Raw genomic sequence first — 19,270 nt, forward strand, 5'->3', positions numbered from 1 at the left:
GTGGAATCTGCAAATTTACAATCTTTGCAGATTAACAGATTCGTCTTTGCATTATCTCGCATTTTCACGCCTTGTTTGCGTTGGGGATTGTGCGAATAATGCAAACAGACCTATACCAACCAGGAGACTCCGAGTGACCACGCAAAACACAATTCCGACCGTTCCCCTCTTGATCAACGGCGAGTGGGTCGAATCCCGCACCACCGTCTGGCGCGACGTCGTCAACCCCGCCACGCAGGAAGTCCTGGCCAAGGTGCCGTTCGCCACGTCCGATGAAGTCGACGCGGCCATCGCCTCGGCCCAGCGCGCCTTCAAAACCTGGCGCAAGACGCCGATCGGCGCCCGCGCGCGCATTTTCCTGAAATTGCAGCAGCTGATCCGCGAAAACATGGCCGACCTGGCCGCCACCCTGACGATGGAACAGGGCAAGACTTTGCTGGACGCGGAAGGCGACGTCTTCCGCGGCCTGGAAGTGGTGGAACATGCGGCCAATATCGGCACCCTGCAAATGGGCGAATACGCGCAAAACGTGGCCGGCGGCGTCGACACCTACAGCGTGATGCAGCCGCTGGGCGTGTGCGCCGGCATTACCCCGTTCAATTTCCCCGCCATGATCCCCCTGTGGATGTTCCCGATGGCGATTGCCTGCGGCAACACCTTCGTGTTGAAACCATCGGAGCAAGATCCGCTCGTGACGGAAAAACTCGTGCGCCTGGCCTTGCAGGCGGGCATCCCGGCTGGCGTGTTGAACGTCATCCACGGCGGCGAAGACGTGGTCAACGCCCTGTGCGACCATCCGGACATCAAGGCGATTTCGTTCGTCGGCTCGAGCAAGGTGGGTACGCATGTGTACCAGCGCGCCAGCCTGAACGGCAAGCGCGCGCAATGCATGATGGGTGCCAAGAACCACGCCGTCGTCTTGCCGGATGCAAATAAAGAACAGACCCTGAACCAGCTGCTGGGCGCGGGCTTCGGCGCGGCCGGCCAGCGTTGCATGGCCGCTTCCGTCGCCGTGCTGGTGGGCGAAGCGCGCGAGTGGCTGCCGGAACTGGCCGCCAAGGCGCAAACCCTGACGGTGGGCGCGGGCAAGGATAATCCGGACCTGGGCCCCGTGATCTCGTGCGCGGCGAAAGAACGCGTGTTTGGCCTGATCGCCAAGGGCGTGGAGCAGGGCGCCGTGCTGACGCTCGATGGCCGCGACGTGAAGGTCGATGGCTATCCGAACGGCAACTTCGTCGGCCCGACGATCTTGTCCGGCGTAAAACCCGGCATGGTCGTGTATGACCAGGAAATCTTTGGCCCCGTCCTGATCGTCGTCGAAGTCGACACGCTCGATGAAGCGATTGCGCTGGTGAACGCGAATCCGAACGGCAACGGCACGGCCCTGTTCACGCAGAGCGGCGCGGCTGCGCGCTACTTCCAGGAAGAAATCGACGTGGGCCAGGTGGGCATCAACGTGCCGATTCCCGTGCCCGTGCCCTTGTTCAGCTTTACTGGCTCGCGCGGCTCCAAGCTGGGCGACCTGGGCCCGTTCGGCAAGCAGGTCGTGTTGTTCTACACGCAGACGCAGACGATCACCCAGCGCTGGTTCACGGATGCGGCCTCGGTGGGCAAGGTCAACACCACCATCAGTCTCAAGTAAGGAGTGGCCATGGACTTTGAACTGAGCGACGAGCAGCGCGAGTTCCAGCAGGCGGCGCGCGCGTTTGCCGAAGGCGAACTGGCGCCGCACGCGGCGCATTGGGATGCGGAATCGATCTTCCCCGTGGAAACCATCGCCAAGGCGGGCGAGATGGGCTTTTGCGGCCTGTACACGCCGCAGCGCTGGGGCGGCCTGGGCCTGTCGCGCCAGGATGCGGCCATCGTGTTTGAAGAGCTGGCCGGCGGCTGCACCTCGACCACGGCCTATATCACGATCCATAACATGGCCACCTGGATGCTGTCGCGCTGGGGACAGGAAGCCCTGTGCGACGAGTGGGTGCCAGCGCTGGCGGCCGGCCGGAAGCTGGCCAGCTATTGCCTGACGGAACCGCAATCAGGTTCCGACGCGGCGTCCTTGCGCACCAAGGCAGTAAAAGAGGGCGATTTTTACGTGCTCGACGGTACGAAAGCGTTCATCTCGGGCGCGGGGCAGACGGATATGCTGATAGTCATGGCACGCACGGGCGGTGAGGGTGCGGCCGGTATTTCCGCCTTTGCCGTGCCGGCGAATTTGCCCGGTATCGTGTATGGCAAGAAAGAAGAAAAGATGGGCTGGAACAGCCAGCCCACGCGCATCATCAGCTTCGACCAGGTGAAAGTGCCTGTCGGTAACTTGCTGGGTGCGGAAGGCGAAGGTTTTGCCATTGCCATGAAGGGCATCGATGGCGGGCGCATCAATATCGCCGTGTGCTCGGTGGGCACGGCGCAGGCGGCCCTCACGCGCGCGCAAACGTATATGAAGGAGCGCACGCAGTTCGGCCGCGAACTGGCGCAGTTCCAGGCCCTGCAATTCAAACTGGCCGACATGCTGACGGAGCTGGTGGCGGCGCGCCAGATGGTGCGCCTGGCGGCCTGGAAACTGGACCAGGAAAGCCCGGACGCCACGGCGTATTGCGCCATGGCAAAGCGTTTCGCCACGGACGTGGGTTTCAATGTGGCCAACGATGCGCTGCAATTGCATGGCGGCTACGGCTACATCCGCGAGTACCCGCTCGAGCGCCACGTGCGCGACACGCGGGTGCACCAGATCCTGGAAGGGACGAATGAAATCATGCGCCTGATCGTCGCGCGAGCGATTTTGAAAGACGGCGCCACGGAGACCTTACGATGAGCAAAGTGTATACAAATTTACTGCTGGAACGCCGTGGCCATACGGCCCTGGTGACTCTCGACAACCCGCCCGCCCACACGTGGACCCTGGCCAGCCTGAACGCTCTGAAAGAGCTGGTGGCCGACCTGAATGCGGACGCCGACGTGTACGCGCTGGTGATCACGGGCGGCGGCGCGAAGTTCTTCTCGGCCGGCGCCGACCTGAACGTGTTTGCCGACGGTAACAAGGACACGGCCTTCGCCATGGCGGCCGCGTTTGGCGAGGCGTTCGAGGCATTGTCCGCGTTTCGCGGCGTCAGCATCGCCGCCATCAACGGCTACGCCATGGGCGGCGGTCTTGAATGCGCGCTCGCGTGCGATATCCGCATCGCCGAGGAACACGCGCAGATGGCCTTGCCGGAAGCCTCGGTCGGCCTGTTGCCATGCGCGGGCGGCACGCAGCACTTGCCGTGGCTGGTGGGCGAAGGCTGGGCCAAGCGCATGATTTTGTGCGGCGAGCGGGTCGATGCGGCCAAGGCCCTGGCCATCGGCCTGGTCGAGGAAGTTGTGCCAACCGGCAAGGCTGCCGCCACGGCGTTGGCCCTGGCTGCCAAAGTGGCGCGCCAGAGCCCGAGCAGCGTGACGGCATGCAAGACCCTGATCCAGGGCGCGCGCAGCCGTCCGCTGGCCGCTTCCCTGCCCGATGAACGCACCCTGTTCCTCGGCCTGTTCGATACGCAAGACCAGAAAGAGGGCGTGCAGGCGTTCCTGGAAAAACGTCCGGCGGAGTGGAAGAATGGTTGAGACTTTACTTGAAACCGTGAAAATCGAGGAGCGCGACTGTCCCGGCGGCATGAAGCTGGGCGTCATCACCCTCGATGCGCCCAAATCCCTGCACGCGCTGACCCTGGACATGATCCGCGCCATCGACGGCGCTCTCGTGCGCTGGGCCGCTGAAGACGCCGTCGCCTGCGTGGTGCTGCACTCGTCGACCGACAAGGCATTCTGTGCCGGCGGCGACGTGCGCAGCCTGCGCGCGGCCATCGTCGAGCAGCCCGGCGTCGTGCCGAACCCGCAGGCGCTGGCCTTCTTTGCCGAGGAATACCGGCTCGACCACCGCATCCATACGTATGCGAAGCCGCTGCTGGTGTGGGGCGGCGGCATCGTCATGGGCGGCGGCCTGGGCCTGATGGCCGGTGCCAGCCACCGGGTCGTGACGGAAAGCACGCGCATCGCCATGCCGGAAATTACCATCGGCCTGTTCCCCGACGTGGGCGGCAGCTGGTTCCTGGGCCGCATGCCGGGGCGCAGCGGCCTGTTCCTGGGTTTGACGGGCGCGCCCTTGAACGGGGCCGACGCCCTGTTCGCGGGCCTGGGCGACTATTTCCTGCGCCAGGAAGAACGGAACATGGTGCTCGACGCGCTGGCGCTGGCGCAATGGCAAGCCAGTCCGCAGGCGAACAGCGAGCAGCTGGACCGCTTGCTGCGCGGCTTCTCGGCGCCGGCCTCCATGCTGCCCGTGTCCGAAGTGCGCGCCAACTTCGACGCCATCGCGGCGCTGACGCAAGCGCCCACCTTGCCCGAAGTGGTGGCCGCCATTGCCGCGTATGACGGCGACTCGGCCTGGCTGCAAAAAGCGGCCCACTCGCTGGACAAGGGCGCGCCCACTTCGGCCGCCCTGGTGTGGGCCATGCGTGTACGCACGCGCCACATGAGCCTGGCGCAAGTGTTTCAGCTGGAACTGATCGTTGCCGTGCAATGTTGCGCCCATGCAGACTTCAGCGAAGGCGTGCGTGCTTTGCTGATCGACAAGGACAACGCGCCGCAGTGGCAGCCGGCCAGCCTCGCCGAGGTCAGCGAGACGTATCTCAATGAATATTTCACGGCGCCATGGGATAGCCATCCTTTGCGCGACCTGCATTAAAAGAACAAGAGGAGACACATATGCAACATATCGCTTTTATCGGCCTGGGCAACATGGGCGCGCCAATGGCCCGCAACCTGGTGGCCGCCGGCTTTCACGTGTCCGTGTTCGACCTGGCGCCGGCGGCTGTGGCGTCGCTGGTCGAGGCGGGCGCCACGGCAGCCGCGTCCGCCAGCGCGGCCGTGCAGACGGCGGACGCCGTCATCACCATGCTGCCAGCCAACAAGCACGTGCAGGAACTGTACCTGGCGGCAGGCGGCGTGCTCGATTCGGCCAAGCCCGGTGCCCTGTTCATCGACTGCAGCACCATCGCCGCCGACGTGGCACGGCAAGTGGCGCAGGCGGCCAGCGAGCGGGGCTTTGCCATGATCGATGCGCCCGTCTCGGGCGGCACGGCGGGCGCGGCGGCCGGCACGCTGACCTTCATCGTCGGCGGCAGCGAAGCGGCCTTGCAGCAGGCGCGGCCCCTGCTGGAAAAGATGGGCAAGAACATCTTCCATGCGGGCGAGGCGGGCGCGGGCCAGGTGGCGAAGATTTGCAACAACATGCTGCTGGGCATACTGATGGCGGGGACGGCCGAGGCGCTGAACCTGGGCGTGGCGCATGGCCTCGATCCGAAAGTGTTGTCCGACATCATGGCCAAGAGCTCGGGCCGCAACTGGACCCTGGAAGTGTACAACCCGTGGCCCGGCGTCATGGACGGCACGCCCGCGTCGCGCAATTACACGGGCGGCTTCGGCACGGCGCTGATGCTGAAGGACCTGGGTCTGGCGCAGCAGTCGGCCCTGTCGGCGAACGCGCCCACGCCCTTGGGCGGGCTGGTGCGCCAGCTGTACCAGATGCATGCGCAAGCCGGCTATGCGCAGCAGGATTTCTCCAGCATCGTGCAGATGCTGCAGCCGGGCTTGGATAAATCCGCCTGAGGAATTTTGGACAAAAAAAAGCCCGCTGGTGAAAGCGGGCTAAATCCAATTCTTGGAAGAGTTGGAGGAGACAGATGCATTATGCTGCATCGCCACATATAACTCCAATTTATCTTTCGAATATCAAATATAGATTTTCGTGATATCTCTTCCTGGCAGCCGCGTCGCGGCTGCCAGCGCCACAGTCTTAGCCTGGATTGCAGGCGATCTGCACGGTGGTCACGTTTGCTTCACCCATCACACCGACGCCCGTGTTGGGTGCCACGGTGCATTTCAAGCCGGTTGGCTGGGTAAATACGCTGATGCCATACTTGTCGCCATCGGCAACAGGCGATGCCAGAGTGAAGGTCGTGCTGCCTTTGGCCACCGTGGTTTGCGCATTGCCGTTGATCAGGACCAGGCCGTCGGCTGTCAGGCCAGTCACCGTGCCGCCTACCGTGTACGCGTTTCGCGCACAGGAAACCGATGCCTGGATACTGACGTAGTGACCGGCCGAGCCAGTTCCGCCACTGACGGTGCAAGTCATGTGGGCTGGCTGGGTCTGCACGGTGATGTTGTAGTCGGTGCCATAGTCGATGCGCTTGCCAAAGGTAAACGAGGTCTGGCCGGCTTTGATCGGGAGCGGATCGCCGCCATTGACCAGAACCAGGCCTTCGGTGTTCAAGTTGCTGACGGTGCCACTGACATCATACGAGGCCTTGCCGCCGCAAGCAGCCAATCCCAGGGTCAACAGCAGCGCGGCGATAGGGCGCAGGCAGGATAACTTCATGTATTTCTCCAATCCAATATAGTGGTGACGAATCGCTTGGCTTACTGCGCCGTGCAGTTCAGTGCGGCGCCGGTCGTGGCGGCTGAGCCCATGGTGCCGACGACATCGCGGCCGTTGGCGCTGGCAGAACCCACGAAACTGCACGTCTGGCCCGTTGGATACGTCGCGATGGAAATATTGTAGGCGATGCCGTCATTGACATTCGGGAACGTATAGCTGGTGCCGCCTTTCAGCGGGCTGGTGGTGATATTGCCGATGGCCAGGGTCAAACCGTCGGCGGTCAGGCCCGTGATCGTGCCGCTCAGCGGGTAGGTATTGGTCACGCAAATCACCTGGGCCGTGGTCACGGTATAGCTCGATGCCTTGCCGGCGCCATTGGTAATCGTGCACACGGCGCCTTTTGGCTGTTGCGCGATGGTGATATCGTAGCGGTCATCGGTGCTGACCAGCTTGGTGAAAACAAAGGAAGTCTGGCCTGAGGTGACAGGCAGGCGTTCGCCGTCATTCAGCAGAATCAGGCCATCTTTTGCCAGATTGACGACTTGGCCGCTCAGATACAGATTGCCGCCGCTGCCGCCGCAGGCCGCCAATGTGACGGCGCAAGCCGCCGCCAGCATCGAGCGCAGGTACAAATTTTTCATACATTCTCCAAAACGAATTAGGTTGGGTAGCGCAACGCGGACGCTGGCGCCGCATTGGAATGGCGCCTATTTTAGTCTATCTGGCAAGCCGGATGATCTTGCCTTGTATCACCCTGTAACAATTTTTCGCCGGGAAGCGCCGGCCCGGCCCCATTTCATGGGGGCGCCGCCATGCCGGCGGCGGCGATCGGTGCGACAATAGCTGCGGGCTGCGCACCGTGACGCGGCATCTATATAGTGAGTTCCATGTCTCTTGCCCCTGTAAAACCTGCCGTGCCGCCCAAGGCCATCCTCTTCGACCTCGACGATACCTTGTGGCCCATCGCGCCCGTGATTGCCGCCGCCGAAACCCTGCTGCACGACTGGCTGGCCACGCATGCGCCCAAGGTGGCGCAGCAGTTTTCCATCGAGCTGTTGCGCCAGCACCGTCTGGCCATGCTCAATGAACAACCGCATTTCCATGGCAATTTGATCGAGCTGCGCCGCGCGGGATTGCTGACCGCCTTTGAGGCCGCCGGCGAAGATCCCGCCCTGGTCGACGGCGCCATCGCGCAGTTCCTGGCGGCGCGCCATCGCGTGCAGCCGTATGACGATGTCTTGCCCGGCCTGGCCTGGATGGGGCAGCGCATGCTGGTCGGCTCGATCTCGAATGGCAATGCGGACCTTGAAATTATCGGCCTGGCGCAGCATTTTAAAGTGTCGATTGCCGCCAGCGATTTCGGCGTCGCCAAGCCTGACGCCAGCATCTTCCTGGCCGCCTGCGCCGCGCTGGACGTGGCGCCGCATGAAGCCGTGTATGTGGGGGACGACCTGTATTTCGACGTGACGGGAGCGCAAGGGGCGGGCATGCGTGCCGTCTGGATGAACCGCAAGGGCAGCGATGCCCATCTGGCCGCCGGCGTGCAGCCCGACGCCATCTGCGCCAACTTTGATGAATTGCTGCTGTGGCTGCAGGGGCAGCTGGAAGATTGATCGCCGTCGGACGGGCGAACGTGCATAATAGGCGCTGTTGATGCATGTTCGGCCGCTTTCGTTGCCGCTTGCTTAACAATATGCTTGTTTAAAGAATATTTGCTTACCTAAGACACCATGCAACTCGATACACGTGCCCAAACACTGCTGAAAGCCCTGGTCGAGCGATATATCGCCGACGGCCTGCCGGTCGGTTCGCGCGCCTTGTCGAAAATTTCCGGCCTCGACCTGTCGCCGGCCACGATCCGCAACATCATGGCCGACCTGGAAGAGCTTGGTTATGTGTCCAGTCCGCATACTTCGGCCGGACGCATCCCCACGCCGCGTGGCTACCGCATCTTTGTCGACACCTTGCTGACCGTCCGGCACCTGGACGAGCACCTGGTGGAGTCGCGCATGCGCCTGCAGACACCGCAGCCGCAAAAAACCATCGCCAACGCGGCGCAGATGCTGTCGTCGCTGTCGCAGTTCGCCGGCGTCGTGCTCAGTCCGCGCCGCGAATCCGTGTTCCAGCAGATTGAATTTTTGCGCCTGTCTGAAAAGCGCATCCTGCTCGTCATCGTCGCGCCCGGCGGCGACGTGCAGAACCGTTTATTGCTGACGGAGGCCGACTATACGCCGGCGCAACTGGTGCAATCGGCCAATTACATCAACCAGAATTACGGCGGCCTGTCGTTCGACGCCGTGCGCGTGCGCCTGCAAGGCGAACTGCGCCAGTTGCGCGACGACATGGGCAGCCTGATGCAGGCGGCCGTGGAAGCGGGCAGCGAAGCGATGGCCGACCATAGCGACGACATGGTCATTTCCGGCGAGCGCAACCTGCTCAGCGTGAGCGATCTGTCATCGAATATGCATTCGCTGCGCCAGATGTTCGACATGTTCGAGCAAAAAACGGGCTTGATGCAGCTGCTCGACGTGTCGAGCAAGGCGACGGGCGTGCAGATTTTCATCGGCGGCGAATCGAACCTGGTGCCGATGGATGAGATGAGCGTGGTGACGGCGCCGTATGAAGTCAACGGCAAGATCGTGGGAACGCTGGGAGTGATCGGACCGACGCGCATGGCTTACGAGCGCGTTATCCCGATCGTCGACATCACGGCCAAGCTGCTGTCGAGCGCGCTCAGCCATCATTGATGCGGTTCAATGCTGCGCCGGCCGGCCCCTTGCGGGAACGGCCGGCGTGGGTCAGGCTGTTTTGTGCGGGCAAGCTGTCTTGGTGCAGTTGCCGTAGATGGCCAGGGCGTGTTCGGCGATCTTGAAGCCGCGCTCTTCGGCCACTTTTTGCTGGCGGATTTCGATTTCTTCGTCGAAGAATTCTTCGACCCGGCCACAGTCGAGGCACACCAGGTGGTCATGGTGGGAGCCTTCGTTGAGTTCGAAAATCGCCTTGCCGGTTTCAAAATGGTTGCGGTTAAGCAAGCCGGCTTGTTCGAATTGCGTGAGGACACGGTAGACAGTTGCCAAGCCGACATCCATATTGTCGGCCAGCAGAATCTTGTAGACGTCTTCCGCGGTCAGGTGGCGTACCGGGCTACTCTGGAAGATATCGAGTATCTTCAGCCGTGGCAGGGTGGCTTTCAGGCCGCTTGCCTTGAGATCACTAGGATTGTTACTCATGTTTGTTGCTCGTATGTGGGTCAGGTGCTTTATCATATAGCGTTTTGTCGGGGAGTGCCAAAATATGCTTTTTTTTGGCGGGCCGGTCACTCCTGGCGTTTTGTTCATCCAATTGAGGTCATTTATGCGCGTAACCCCGGCTGTATTGCCATCTCTCTGGCACCGTATTTCATTTCGAGCACCAGTCGTGGCAGGCATGGTCTGTGTCGCGCTGGCCGTGTCCGGCTGCGCCAGCCGTGGCATCCTTGGCGAAAAGCCAGCCATCACCCAGAAAGAGGGCAAGGAAGTCGTTCCTGAAAAAGGCGCGCAGACGACCACCATTACGCCGCTGCAAAAATTCATGTGGTTTTTCTCGCCCTACCGTCCTGACATTCAACAAGGCAACTTTGTCTCCGAAGAGATGCTGGCCCAGTTGAAAGTAGGCATGACGCGCGACCAGGTGCGTTTCGTCCTCGGCACTTCGCTGCTGACCGATATCTTCCATGCCGACCGCTGGGATTATCCATTCCGCCTGGCGCGGGGCAGTGGCGAAACCACCAGCAGCCGCGTGGTCGTGTACTTCGGCAAGGATGGCAAGGTTGAACGTTTCGAAGGCGGCAACTTGCCGACGGAGAAAGAATATATCGACCGCATCGCCGGTCCGTCGCCATTCGCCAAGGTCGCCAAGGCTGACGTGCCTGCCGCCGTCGTGCCATCGCCCGTGGCGCCGAGCGCCGTGCCCGTGCCGGCCGATGCCGCTCCTGCCATTCCTGTGAGCAAGCCTGACGTTGCACCAGCACCAGCACCAGCAACGGCGCCTGCCGCCGAGCCAGCACCGACGCCTGCCGCCGAACCCACCAAATAAGTTGTTGTAAGAGAATAAAATGACTGAACTGAAAATTGCCATCGCTGGCGCCAGCGGCCGCATGGGCCATATCCTGATCGAAGCGGTCAGCAACGCGCCCGACGCCGTGCTGGCCGGCGCCCTCGACCGCGCCGGCTCGCCGAGCGTCGGCCAGGATGCCGCCGCCTTTCTCGGCAAGCCTGCCGGCGTGCTGATCGCGTCGGACCTGGCCACCGGCCTGGCCAATGCCGATTACCTGATCGACTTCACGCGCCCCGAAGGCACTTTGCAGCACCTGGCGTATTGCGCCGAGCATGGCATCAAGATGATCATCGGCACCACCGGTTTTGATGACGCGGGCAAGGCCGCCATTGCCGCCGCCGCCGAAAAGACGGCGATCATGTTCGCGCCGAACATGAGCGTGGGCGTGAATGTCACCATGAAGCTGCTGGAACTGGCCGCGAAAAGCCTGTCCGAAGGCTACGACATCGAAATCATCGAAGCGCATCACCGCTTCAAGGTCGATGCGCCGTCGGGCACGGCCCTGCAAATGGGTGAAGTGGTGGCCGGCGCCCTGGGCCGCGACCTGAAGGAATGCGCCGTGTACGGCCGCGAAGGTGTGACGGGCGAACGCGATCCGTCGACCATCGGCTTTGCCACCATCCGCGGCGGCGATATCGTCGGCGACCATACGGTGCTGTTTGCCGGCATCGGCGAGCGCATCGAGATCAGCCACAAATCGAGCAGCCGCGTCACCTACGCCCACGGCGCCCTGCGCGCCGCGCGTTTCCTGGCCGACAAGCCGAAGGGCCTGTTCGACATGCAGGATGTGCTGTCGCTGAAGAACTGAGGAGTACCATGACCACTGCCCTCCTGAATGGAAAAGACATCACCGATGAAGCGAGCTTTCACGCACAATGCGTGCAAGCCTTCGGTTTCCCCGCGTTCTACGGCAACAGCATGGATGCCTGGGTCGATTGCCTCAGCTACCTGCGCGACGATGAAAACATGACGCAGTTCCGTTTGAAACCGAACGAAGTGCTGGACATCGTGGTGCAGGACGCTGACGCGATGAAGGCGCAAGTGCCTGATTTGCTGGAAGAAATCACGTTTTGCATCGCCGGCATCAATGAGCGCTATGACGATTACGGTGAAAAACCGGCATTGAAACTGGTACTCAAGTGAATGGAATCCTAGGTCGGATTAGGCCCTGCGGGCCGTAATCCGACAACATTGTTGGCTGTGCAGGTCGGATTACGCGCAAGCGCCTCGGCGGCCCCGCTAATCCGACCTACGTCCAGACGACCAACATTTACACCACCTTGCGCTCACGCAAGCCGTCAATCTCCGCACCGTCCAATCCCAGCCACTGCTGCAATACCTCGTCCGTATGCTGCCCCAGCAAGGGCGGCGGCAAGCGGTATTGCACCGGCGAGCCGGACAGGCGCACGGGATTGGCCACCAGCGCCACCGTGCCCGCCGTCGGATGCGGCATCTCCACTTTCAAGCCACGCGCCACCACTTGCGGGTCGGCAAAGACCTGGTCGATGCGGTTGACGGGGCCGCACGGCACGGCTTGCGCCTCGAACGCGCTGATCCACTCTGCCGTCGTGCGCATGACCGTGGTCTGGCGCATCAACGGTATCAACACCGCCCGGTGCGCCACGCGCTGCGGGTTGGTGGCGAAGCGTTCGTCCTGTGCCCATTCCGGGTGGCCGGCGACGGCGCAAAAACGCGAAAACTGTCCATCGTTGCCGATCGCCAGAATCATGTCGCCATCGGCCGTGGGAAAGTCTTGATACGGAACAATGTTCGGATGCGCATTGCCCATGCGCTGCGGCACCTTGCCTCCGCATAAGTAGTTGGCGGCCTGGTTGCCCAGCGCGGCCACTTGCACGTCGAGCAGGGCCAGGTCGATATGCTGGCCCAGGCCCGAGCGCTCGCGTTCGGCCAATGCGGCCTGCACGGCGATGGTGGCGTACAGGCCCGTCAGGATGTCCGTTTGCGCCACACCCACTTTTTGCGGTCCGGCGCCCGGCTGGCCATCGGGCACGCCCGTGATGCTCATCAAGCCGCCCATGCCCTGGATTAAGAAGTCATAGCCGGCGCGCGCCGCATACGGCCCATCCTGGCCGAAACCCGTGATGGAGCAGTACACGAGGCGCGGGTTGAGCGCCAGCAAGCTCGCCGCATCGAGGCCGTATTGCTTCAATCCGTCCAATTTGAAATTTTCCAGCAGCACGTCCGATTCGGCGGCCAGCTTGCGCACCAGGGCTTGCCCTTCAGGGGCAGCCAGGTCGATGCACAAGGAGCGCTTGTTGCGGTTGGCGCACTGGAAGTAGGCGGCCTCGGCCGTATCGCGGCCGTCCGCGTCTTTCAGATACGGCGGACCCCAGGAGCGCGTGTCGTCGCCGCGTCCCGGCTGCTCGACCTTGACGACGTCGGCCCCGAGGTCGGCCAGCATTTGCCCGGCCCACGGGCCGGCCAGCACGCGCGACAGGTCGAGCACGCGCAAGCCCGTCAACGGCGCGGGCCGCAGGGTGGAGGCGAGGGTGGAAGCCAAGGCGTCCATCAGTTGCTGAAGGCGGCGATGCCGGTGATGGCGCGGCCGATGATCAGCGCGTGCACATCGTGCGTGCCTTCATAGGTGTTCACCACTTCCAGGTTGACCAGGTGGCGGATGACGCCGAATTCGTCGGAAATGCCGTTGCCGCCCATCATGTCGCGCGCCATGCGGGCGATGTCCAGTGCCTTGCCGCAGCTGTTGCGTTTCATGATGGACGTGATTTCCACGGCGGGCGAGCCCTCATCCTTCATGCGGCCCAGGCGCAAGCACCCTTGCAAGCCCATGGTGATTTCCGTCAGCATGTCGGCCAGTTTCTTTTGCACCAGCTGGTTCGCAGCCAATGGGCGGCCGAATTGCTGGCGGTCCATCGTGTACTGGCGCGCCTTCAGGTAGCAGTCTTCGGCCGCGCCCAGCGCGCCCCAGGCGATGCCGTAGCGGGCGCTGTTCAGGCAAGTAAATGGACCTTTCAGGCCGCGCACGTCGGGGAAGGCGTTTTCTTCCGGGCAAAATACTTCATCCATGACGATTTCGCCGGTGATGCTGGTGCGCAAGCCCACCTTGCCGTGGATTTCCGGCGCCGACAGGCCTTTCCAGCCTTTTTCCAGCACGAAGCCGCGGATCGCGCCTTCATCGTCCTTGGCCCAGACGACGAACACGTCGGCAATCGGGCTGTTGGTGATCCACATCTTGGCGCCGGAGATACTGTAGCCGCCCGGCACCTTGCGCGCGCGCGTGACCATGCTGCCCGGGTCGGAGCCGTGGTTCGGTTCCGTCAGGCCGAAGCAGCCGATGAATTCGCCCGTCGCCAGTTTCGGCAGGTATTTCTGTTTGGTTTCCTCGTTGCCGAAGGCATTGATCGGCACCATCACCAGCGATGATTGCACGCTCATCATCGAGCGGTAGCCCGAATCGACGCGCTCGACTTCGCGCGCGGCCAGGCCGTAGCAGACGTAGTTCAGGCCGGCGCCGCCGTATTCTTCGGGTATCGTCGTGCCCAGCAAGCCCAGCTCGCCCATTTCGCGGAAGATGGCGGCGTCCGTGCGGCCATGGCGGAACGATTCAAGCACGCGCGGCACCAGGCTGCCCTGGCAATAGTCGCGGGCCGCTTCCAGCACGGCGCGTTCGTCGCCCGTCAGTTGTTCTTCCAGCAGCAGGGGGGAATTCCAGTCGAATACGGTTTTGCTCATCACAGGCCTCGCAGGTGAGCGCCGGTGATCGGCGCAAGATTGAATATGGCTCATGGTAGGTTTTTGCCTAGCCTTGCGCAAACGATTTTTTTGCACCCAGACATGCGTGATGCGCATATCTTGCGGCATACTGGAGCCTTTCACCGGCCCGATACCCCCATGTCACGCAAAATTCCCATGCTGCAAGCGCTAAATTGTTTCGAAGCGGCCGCGCGCCACCAGAGCTACACGCATGCGGCGCGCGAACTGTCGCTGACGCAAAGCGCCGTGTCGCGGCAGATATCTTCCCTGGAAATCTTTCTCGGCGTGCAACTGTTCCAGCGCACGCGCCATGGCGTGCTGCTGACCAGCGCCGGTGCCGCATATGCGCGGCAGATTGCGGCCCGCCTCGACGGCCTGGAGCGCGACACGCTTGACACCATGGCGCGCCAGGGCGGCGGCGGGGCGCTGCAGCTCGCGTCCGTGCCCACGTTTGCCACGCGCTGGCTGATGCCGCGGCTGTCGTCGCTGGCCGGTTTGCACCCCGATATCGTCGTGCATATCGATGCCTATACAAAACCGTTCATGTTTGCCGATACGGAATACGATGGCGCCTTGTACGCGGGCACGCCCGAGCAGCTGGCGCGCTGGCCCGGCACGCGCGCCACCTTGCTCATGCACGAAGAAATCGTGCCCGTCGCCAGCCCGCGCCTGTTGGCGGCGCGCAGCGCCTGGCAGCCGCAGGATTTATTGGAACTGACCTTGTTGCAGCAAAGTACGCGCCCGGGCGCCTGGCGCCAGTGGTTTGACGCCATGCAGGTCGATGGGGAACTGGCGCGCTACGGCGCCCGCTATGAGTTGTTTTCCATGCTGGCCATGGCGGCCGTGCAGGGGCAGGGCGTGGTCTTGCTGCCCCGTATGCTGGTCGAAGCGGAACTGGCGCGCGGCGAGCTGCGCATCGCATGCGAGCGCCCACTGCGCGGCCAGCGCTCGTATTACCTGATCACGCCCGAGGCGGCACATGAAAAACTGGCCTTGCAGCAGTTCCGCGTATGGCTGCAAGACGAGGCGGCCTAGATGACCTTGGCCGTATCGAAGTGGGGATTGTCGATCAGGCCGATCTGGTTGCCGAAGGGGTCGAGCAATTCCACCGTGCGGATGCCGTCGCCCACGTCCGTGATCGGATGGTGCAGGCTGCCACCCAGCGCCACGATGCGTTCGACTTCCTGCTCGATGCCATCCACGCCCCAGTAAGTCACGCTGCCCTGCGTGCCAGGCTGGCCGTCCGGCAGCAGGCCCAGCTCGAAGCCGCCGATGGCAAAGCCGACATAGAACGGCTGGTCGAAATACGGTGCCGTGCCGAATACCTGGCTGTACCAGGCTTTGGCCTTGTCCAGGTCGGGGACGGGATAGGTGACGGTGCGCAAGCCCTTGATCATGTTCTGCTCCTGGTGAATGAAGAATAACGCCATCATGCCACCGGCGTGCGCGTGGCGATTGGAAAAATGGAAGGCGCTCACGCGCGCCGGCCCGTCAGCCACGCGTCGGGCGAGCTGCGGGCGAATTCCTGGAAGTCGTGGATCAGGTGCGACTGGTCGAAATAACCATATTGCAAGGCCACCTGCGCCCAGTCCTGCTGTCCCGCCACGCTTTGCATGGCCTGGCTGGCGGCGCGGAAACGGCAGATGCGGGCAAACAGCTTCGGGCTGATGCCCACTTGCTGGCGAAATTGCAGCGCCAGGTGCTGGCGCGACACGCCCAGCTGCTGCGCCAGTCCATCCACGCGCACCTGCCCCGATGCCGCCTCAATGGCCGCGATGGCATGGTCGGCCGCGCCGGCCTGGCGCCGTGGCGGCGCGGCGCGCAGGCGCAGCAGCAGATAATCTTGCAAAATGGCAATTCTTTGTGTGTTGGACAAGGGTTCGCTCCACAGGGCGTCACCCAGGCGCGCCGCCAGCTCGCGGCCCCATAGCTGCTGCAATCCCGTGCGCCCATTGCTCAGTTCGCACAAGGGCAGCTGGAAGAAGCTGGCCGCCGCGCCCGGCTTGAAGCGGGCCGCCACCGTCTGCACGAGACCCTGGCTGATGACGGTGACGGGCGCCGTCATCATGCCGACGGCAAAGCTGGCGTCCTGCTGGTCCTGGCACAGAATATCGATGCAATTGTCGGGCAAGACCTGGTGCGTGAAGGGCGTGGCGCCCGTCTGCACGCGGCAGGTCCAGACGCAGTCCAGCCAGGGCCGCAAGGTGGGGATGGGCAGATATTCCTGATAGACGATCATGGCCGGCTTTGATGCAAAGAACAAGATTGCGCATATATTACACAGCATAATTGTGCGCTTGCCAAAATTTGCCGGCCCGGGCCGCCAGCGCGCCGCGCTATCGGGCGGCGACAACCAGTATAATGCTCGGTTCATATCCACTATTGGCCGCACATCATGCAAGATAAATATAGTCCCGCCGACGTCGAACAAGCCGCCCAATCGCACTGGAAGGCGATCGACGCCTATAAAGCCGTCGAACACGATCCGCGTTTCCCAAAAGGCAAGTATTTTGCCTGCTCGATGCTGCCTTACCCTTCGGGCAAGCTGCACATGGGTCACGTGCGCAACTATACGATCAATGACGTGATGTACCGCTACCTGCGCATGAACGGCTACAACGTGCTCATGCCGATGGGCTGGGATGCGTTCGGCATGCCCGCGGAAAACGCGGCCATGGCCAACAACGTGCCGCCTGCGCAATGGACGTATTCGAACATCGCCCACATGAAGCAGCAGATGGAATCGATGGGCCTGGCCATCGACTGGTCGCGCGAAATGACCGCCTGCAAGCCCGAATACTACAAATGGAACCAGTGGATGTTCCTCAAGATGCTGGAAAAAGGCATCATCTACAAGAAGACGGGCACCGTGAACTGGGACCCGATCGACCAGACCGTGCTGGCCAACGAACAAGTGGTCGACGGCAAGGGCTGGCGTTCCGGCGCGCTGATCGAAAAGCGCGAAATCCCCATGTACTACGCGCGCATCACCGATTACGCGGAAGAGCTGCTGGCCTATGTCGATGACAAGCTGCCGGGCTGGCCCGAGCGCGTGCGCATCATGCAGACCAACTGGATCGGCAAGTCGACGGGCGTGCGCTTCGCCTTCCCGCATGCGATCAAGGACGCGAACGGCGCCCTGATCGGCGACGGCAAGCTGTACGTTTTCACCACCCGTCCGGACACCGTCATGGGCGTGACCTTCTGCGCCGTGGCCGCCGAACACCCGCTGGCCATCCACGCCGCGCAAACGAATCCTGCTCTGGCCGCGTTCAACGCCGAATGCAAGCTCGGTTCCGTGATCGAGGCAGACATGGCAACGATGGAAAAGAAGGGCATGCCGACCGGCCTGTTCGTCACCCATCCGCTGACGGGCGCGCAAGTGGAAGTCTGGGTCGGCAACTACGTGCTGATCACCTACGGCGACGGCGCCGTGATGGGGGTGCCGGCGCACGACGAACGCGATTTCGGCTTTGCCAAGAAATACAATCTGCCGATCAAGCAAGTGATCGAAGTCAAGGGTCAGGAGTTCTCGACGGACGCCTGGCAGGAATCGTATGGCAGCAAGGACGGCGTCTGCATCGCCTCCGGCAAATACGACGGCCTGCATTTCGCGTCCGCCGTCGATGCGGTGGCCGCCGACCTGGCGGAGCTGGGCCTGGGCGAAAAGAAAACCACGTTCCGCCTGCGCGACTGGGGCATTTCGCGCCAGCGCTACTGGGGCACGCCGATTCCGATGATCCATTGCGCCGACTGCGGCGTGGTGCCGGTGCCGGAAAAAGACCTGCCGGTGGTGTTGCCGGAAGACTGCGTGCCGGACGGCACGGGCAACCCGCTGAACAAATATGAAGCCTTCCTGCAGTGCGACTGCCCGCAGTGCGGCAAGCCGGCGCGCCGCGAGACGGACACCATGGATACCTTCGTCGATTCGTCGTGGTACTACATGCGCTATACCTCGCCAGGCTCGAACGACGCCATGGTCGACGCGCGCAACGATTACTGGATGCCGATGGACCAGTACATCGGCGGCATCGAACACGCCGTCATGCACTTGCTGTACGCGCGCTTCTGGACCAAGATCATGCGCGACTTCGGCCTGGTCAAGTTCGACGAGCCGTTCGTCAACCTGCTGACGCAAGGCATGGTGCTCAACGAAACGTACTTCCGCAAGGACGCCGCCGGCAAGACTACCTGGTTCAACCCGGACGACGTGCGCTTGTCGCTCGATGACAAGGGCCGTCCGCAGTCCGCCGTCCTGGTAGCCGACGGCCAGCCCGTGGAAATCGGCGGCACGGAAAAAATGTCGAAGTCGAAGAACAACGGCATCGACCCGCAAGCGCAGATCGAGCAGTACGGCGCCGACACTGCCCGTCTGTTCACCATGTTCGCCTCGCCGCCGGAACAGACCCTGGAATGGTCGGGCAGCGGCGTCGAAGGCGCGAACCGCTTCCTGCGCCGCGTGTGGAACTTCGGCTATGCCCAGTCGGCAACGATCCAGGCCGCACTGGCTGGCGGCGCCGCACCGGCCACGGGCGACGCGCAGAAAAACCTGCGCCGCGAATTGCACAAGCTGCTGCAGCAAGCCGATTACGACTTGAAGCGCATCCAGTACAACACCGTGGTGTCGGCCTGCATGAAGATGCTCAACACGCTGGAATCGGCCAAGCTGGACGATAGCGCGCAGTCGAAGGCCCTGATCGCCGAAGGCTTCTCGATCTTCCTGCGCCTGCTCAATCCCGTCGCGCCGCACATCACCCATGTGCTGTGGCAGGAACTCGGCTACGCTGGCGTGCACGGCGATCTGCTGAACGTGGCATGGCCGCAGGTCGACCCGCAAGCGCTGGAGCAGTCCGAGATCGAGATGATGATCCAGGTGAACGGCAAGCTGCGCGGCTCGATCACGGTAGCCAAGGATGCGGACAAGGCCAGCATCGAAGCGGCCGCGCTGGCGTGCGAAAGTGTGCAGAAGTACGTCGAGACCACGCCGAAGAAGATCATCGTCGTGCCAGGCAAGTTAATCAGCATCGTGGTGTAATC

18 protein-coding genes and 1 pseudogene are annotated in these 19,270 nt (G+C 62.7%); 12 read left to right on the forward strand and 7 right to left on the reverse strand.

The window, feature by feature from the left end; genetic code table 11:
* The first annotated feature begins 133 nt into the window (after nucleotides 1-133).
* From OX462_RS02150 to mmsB, 5 genes and pseudogenes are all read left to right on the forward strand, one after another.
* Nucleotides 134-1,642 carry a CoA-acylating methylmalonate-semialdehyde dehydrogenase gene (locus OX462_RS02150; RefSeq protein ID WP_409027658.1) on the forward strand — a complete coding sequence of 503 codons (1,509 nt, stop codon included), beginning with the start codon at nucleotides 134-136 and terminating at the stop codon, nucleotides 1,640-1,642.
* A 9-nt stretch (nucleotides 1,643-1,651) separates the two neighbouring features.
* Nucleotides 1,652-2,812: an acyl-CoA dehydrogenase family protein gene (locus OX462_RS02155; protein ID WP_409027659.1), complete on the forward strand. Its 1,161-nt coding sequence runs from the start codon at nucleotides 1,652-1,654 to the stop codon at nucleotides 2,810-2,812.
* Nucleotides 2,809-3,594, forward strand: coding sequence for an enoyl-CoA hydratase (locus OX462_RS02160; protein ID WP_409027660.1), 786 nt, complete (start codon nucleotides 2,809-2,811; stop codon nucleotides 3,592-3,594). Before OX462_RS02155 ends, OX462_RS02160 begins: the two co-directional genes overlap by 4 nt.
* Nucleotides 3,587-4,714, forward strand: a complete 1,128-nt coding sequence (locus OX462_RS02165) for an enoyl-CoA hydratase/isomerase family protein (protein ID WP_409027661.1) — start codon at nucleotides 3,587-3,589, stop codon at nucleotides 4,712-4,714. Before OX462_RS02160 ends, OX462_RS02165 begins: the two co-directional genes overlap by 8 nt.
* Before the next feature lie 14 nt (nucleotides 4,715-4,728).
* Nucleotides 4,729-5,637: pseudogene (mmsB, locus tag OX462_RS02170) on the forward strand (3-hydroxyisobutyrate dehydrogenase); the annotation flags it as partial.
* A gap of 187 nt (nucleotides 5,638-5,824) precedes the next feature.
* On the opposite strand, the gene OX462_RS02175 reads toward mmsB, so the two are convergent.
* Together OX462_RS02175 and OX462_RS02180 are read right to left on the reverse strand one after the other, a co-directional pair.
* A complete protein-coding gene (locus tag OX462_RS02175) occupies nucleotides 5,825-6,406 on the reverse strand; it encodes a hypothetical protein (protein WP_070220542.1) in 582 nt (193 codons plus the stop codon).
* Nucleotides 6,407-6,447: 41 nt separating this feature from the next.
* Nucleotides 6,448-7,047 carry a hypothetical protein gene (locus tag OX462_RS02180; RefSeq protein ID WP_409027662.1) on the reverse strand — a complete coding sequence of 200 codons (600 nt, stop codon included), beginning with the start codon at nucleotides 7,045-7,047 and terminating at the stop codon, nucleotides 6,448-6,450.
* 246 nt (nucleotides 7,048-7,293) lie between these two features.
* Here OX462_RS02180 and OX462_RS02185 point away from each other — a divergent pair, with 246 nt between their 5' ends.
* Together OX462_RS02185 and hrcA are read left to right on the forward strand one after the other, a co-directional pair.
* Nucleotides 7,294-8,019: an HAD family hydrolase gene (locus tag OX462_RS02185; protein ID WP_070311738.1), complete on the forward strand. Its 726-nt coding sequence runs from the start codon at nucleotides 7,294-7,296 to the stop codon at nucleotides 8,017-8,019.
* Between the two features lie 117 nt (nucleotides 8,020-8,136).
* A complete protein-coding gene (hrcA, locus tag OX462_RS02190; protein ID WP_034745713.1) occupies nucleotides 8,137-9,153 on the forward strand; it encodes a heat-inducible transcriptional repressor HrcA in 1,017 nt (338 codons plus the stop codon).
* Between the two features lie 51 nt (nucleotides 9,154-9,204).
* On the opposite strand, the gene fur is transcribed toward hrcA, so the two are convergent.
* Nucleotides 9,205-9,636, reverse strand: coding sequence for a ferric iron uptake transcriptional regulator (fur, locus tag OX462_RS02195; RefSeq protein ID WP_034745717.1), 432 nt, complete (start codon nucleotides 9,634-9,636; stop codon nucleotides 9,205-9,207).
* Between the two features lie 196 nt (nucleotides 9,637-9,832).
* Here fur and OX462_RS02200 point away from each other — a divergent pair, with 196 nt between their 5' ends.
* The 3 genes from OX462_RS02200 to OX462_RS02210 are packed head-to-tail and all read left to right on the forward strand — an operon-like array spanning nucleotide 9,833 to nucleotide 11,644.
* Nucleotides 9,833-10,480, forward strand: a complete 648-nt coding sequence (locus OX462_RS02200) for an outer membrane protein assembly factor BamE (RefSeq protein ID WP_409028717.1) — start codon at nucleotides 9,833-9,835, stop codon at nucleotides 10,478-10,480.
* Between the two features lie 19 nt (nucleotides 10,481-10,499).
* Nucleotides 10,500-11,309, forward strand: a complete 810-nt coding sequence (dapB, locus tag OX462_RS02205; protein ID WP_409027663.1) for a 4-hydroxy-tetrahydrodipicolinate reductase — start codon at nucleotides 10,500-10,502, stop codon at nucleotides 11,307-11,309.
* An 8-nt stretch (nucleotides 11,310-11,317) separates the two neighbouring features.
* Complete coding sequence (locus OX462_RS02210; protein ID WP_409027664.1) at nucleotides 11,318-11,644, forward strand: barstar family protein; 327 nt, start codon at nucleotides 11,318-11,320, stop codon at nucleotides 11,642-11,644.
* A 127-nt stretch (nucleotides 11,645-11,771) separates the two neighbouring features.
* Here OX462_RS02210 and OX462_RS02215 read toward each other — a convergent pair whose 3' ends face one another.
* Both OX462_RS02215 and OX462_RS02220 read right to left on the reverse strand, forming a co-directional pair.
* Nucleotides 11,772-13,031, reverse strand: coding sequence for a CaiB/BaiF CoA transferase family protein (locus OX462_RS02215; RefSeq protein ID WP_409027665.1), 1,260 nt, complete (start codon nucleotides 13,029-13,031; stop codon nucleotides 11,772-11,774).
* Nucleotides 13,031-14,212 (reverse strand): acyl-CoA dehydrogenase, encoded by a 1,182-nt coding sequence (locus tag OX462_RS02220; RefSeq protein WP_070220528.1) that lies wholly within the window; start codon nucleotides 14,210-14,212, stop codon nucleotides 13,031-13,033. Before OX462_RS02220 ends, OX462_RS02215 begins: the two co-directional genes overlap by 1 nt.
* 159 nt (nucleotides 14,213-14,371) lie before the next feature.
* Between OX462_RS02220 and OX462_RS02225 the strand changes: the two genes are divergently transcribed.
* On the forward strand, nucleotides 14,372-15,268 hold the full coding sequence (locus OX462_RS02225) for a LysR substrate-binding domain-containing protein (protein WP_409027666.1): 897 nt from the start codon (nucleotides 14,372-14,374) through the stop codon (nucleotides 15,266-15,268).
* Here OX462_RS02225 and OX462_RS02230 read toward each other — a convergent pair.
* Together OX462_RS02230 and OX462_RS02235 are read right to left on the reverse strand one after the other, a co-directional pair.
* Nucleotides 15,265-15,666, reverse strand: a complete 402-nt coding sequence (locus OX462_RS02230) for a VOC family protein (RefSeq protein WP_409027667.1) — start codon at nucleotides 15,664-15,666, stop codon at nucleotides 15,265-15,267. The genes OX462_RS02225 and OX462_RS02230 overlap by 4 nt on opposite strands.
* Before the next feature lie 41 nt (nucleotides 15,667-15,707).
* Nucleotides 15,708-16,472 (reverse strand): DUF6597 domain-containing transcriptional factor, encoded by a 765-nt coding sequence (locus OX462_RS02235; RefSeq protein WP_409027668.1) that lies wholly within the window; start codon nucleotides 16,470-16,472, stop codon nucleotides 15,708-15,710.
* A 156-nt stretch (nucleotides 16,473-16,628) separates the two neighbouring features.
* On the opposite strand from OX462_RS02235, the gene leuS reads away from it, so the two are divergent.
* Nucleotides 16,629-19,268 carry a leucine--tRNA ligase gene (leuS, locus tag OX462_RS02240; protein ID WP_070311735.1) on the forward strand — a complete coding sequence of 880 codons (2,640 nt, stop codon included), beginning with the start codon at nucleotides 16,629-16,631 and terminating at the stop codon, nucleotides 19,266-19,268.
* Nucleotides 19,269-19,270 lie beyond the last annotated feature (2 nt).

The organism is Janthinobacterium aestuarii (assembly GCF_046113285.1).
Taxonomy (GTDB): domain Bacteria; phylum Pseudomonadota; class Gammaproteobacteria; order Burkholderiales; family Burkholderiaceae_D; genus Janthinobacterium.

What these genes read in the sequence shown, in the direction of transcription:
- OX462_RS02155 (WP_409027659.1), top strand. Translation starts at nt 1,652, where the DNA reads ATGGACTTTGAACTGAGCGACGAGCAGCGCGAGTTCCAGCAGGCGGCG.
- OX462_RS02160 (WP_409027660.1), top strand. Translation starts at nt 2,809, where the DNA reads ATGAGCAAAGTGTATACAAATTTACTGCTGGAACGCCGTGGCCATACG.
- OX462_RS02165 (WP_409027661.1), top strand. Translation starts at nt 3,587, where the DNA reads ATGGTTGAGACTTTACTTGAAACCGTGAAAATCGAGGAGCGCGACTGT.
- OX462_RS02175 (WP_070220542.1), bottom strand. Translation starts at nt 6,406, where the DNA reads ATGAAGTTATCCTGCCTGCGCCCTATCGCCGCGCTGCTGTTGACCCTG.
- OX462_RS02180 (WP_409027662.1), bottom strand. Translation starts at nt 7,047, where the DNA reads ATGAAAAATTTGTACCTGCGCTCGATGCTGGCGGCGGCTTGCGCCGTC.
- OX462_RS02185 (WP_070311738.1), top strand. Translation starts at nt 7,294, where the DNA reads ATGTCTCTTGCCCCTGTAAAACCTGCCGTGCCGCCCAAGGCCATCCTC.
- hrcA (WP_034745713.1), top strand. Translation starts at nt 8,137, where the DNA reads ATGCAACTCGATACACGTGCCCAAACACTGCTGAAAGCCCTGGTCGAG.
- fur (WP_034745717.1), bottom strand. Translation starts at nt 9,636, where the DNA reads ATGAGTAACAATCCTAGTGATCTCAAGGCAAGCGGCCTGAAAGCCACC.
- OX462_RS02200 (WP_409028717.1), top strand. Translation starts at nt 9,833, where the DNA reads ATGGTCTGTGTCGCGCTGGCCGTGTCCGGCTGCGCCAGCCGTGGCATC.
- dapB (WP_409027663.1), top strand. Translation starts at nt 10,500, where the DNA reads ATGACTGAACTGAAAATTGCCATCGCTGGCGCCAGCGGCCGCATGGGC.
- OX462_RS02210 (WP_409027664.1), top strand. Translation starts at nt 11,318, where the DNA reads ATGACCACTGCCCTCCTGAATGGAAAAGACATCACCGATGAAGCGAGC.
- OX462_RS02215 (WP_409027665.1), bottom strand. Translation starts at nt 13,031, where the DNA reads ATGGACGCCTTGGCTTCCACCCTCGCCTCCACCCTGCGGCCCGCGCCG.
- OX462_RS02220 (WP_070220528.1), bottom strand. Translation starts at nt 14,212, where the DNA reads ATGAGCAAAACCGTATTCGACTGGAATTCCCCCCTGCTGCTGGAAGAA.
- OX462_RS02225 (WP_409027666.1), top strand. Translation starts at nt 14,372, where the DNA reads ATGTCACGCAAAATTCCCATGCTGCAAGCGCTAAATTGTTTCGAAGCG.
- OX462_RS02230 (WP_409027667.1), bottom strand. Translation starts at nt 15,666, where the DNA reads ATGATGGCGTTATTCTTCATTCACCAGGAGCAGAACATGATCAAGGGC.
- OX462_RS02235 (WP_409027668.1), bottom strand. Translation starts at nt 16,472, where the DNA reads ATGATCGTCTATCAGGAATATCTGCCCATCCCCACCTTGCGGCCCTGG.
- leuS (WP_070311735.1), top strand. Translation starts at nt 16,629, where the DNA reads ATGCAAGATAAATATAGTCCCGCCGACGTCGAACAAGCCGCCCAATCG.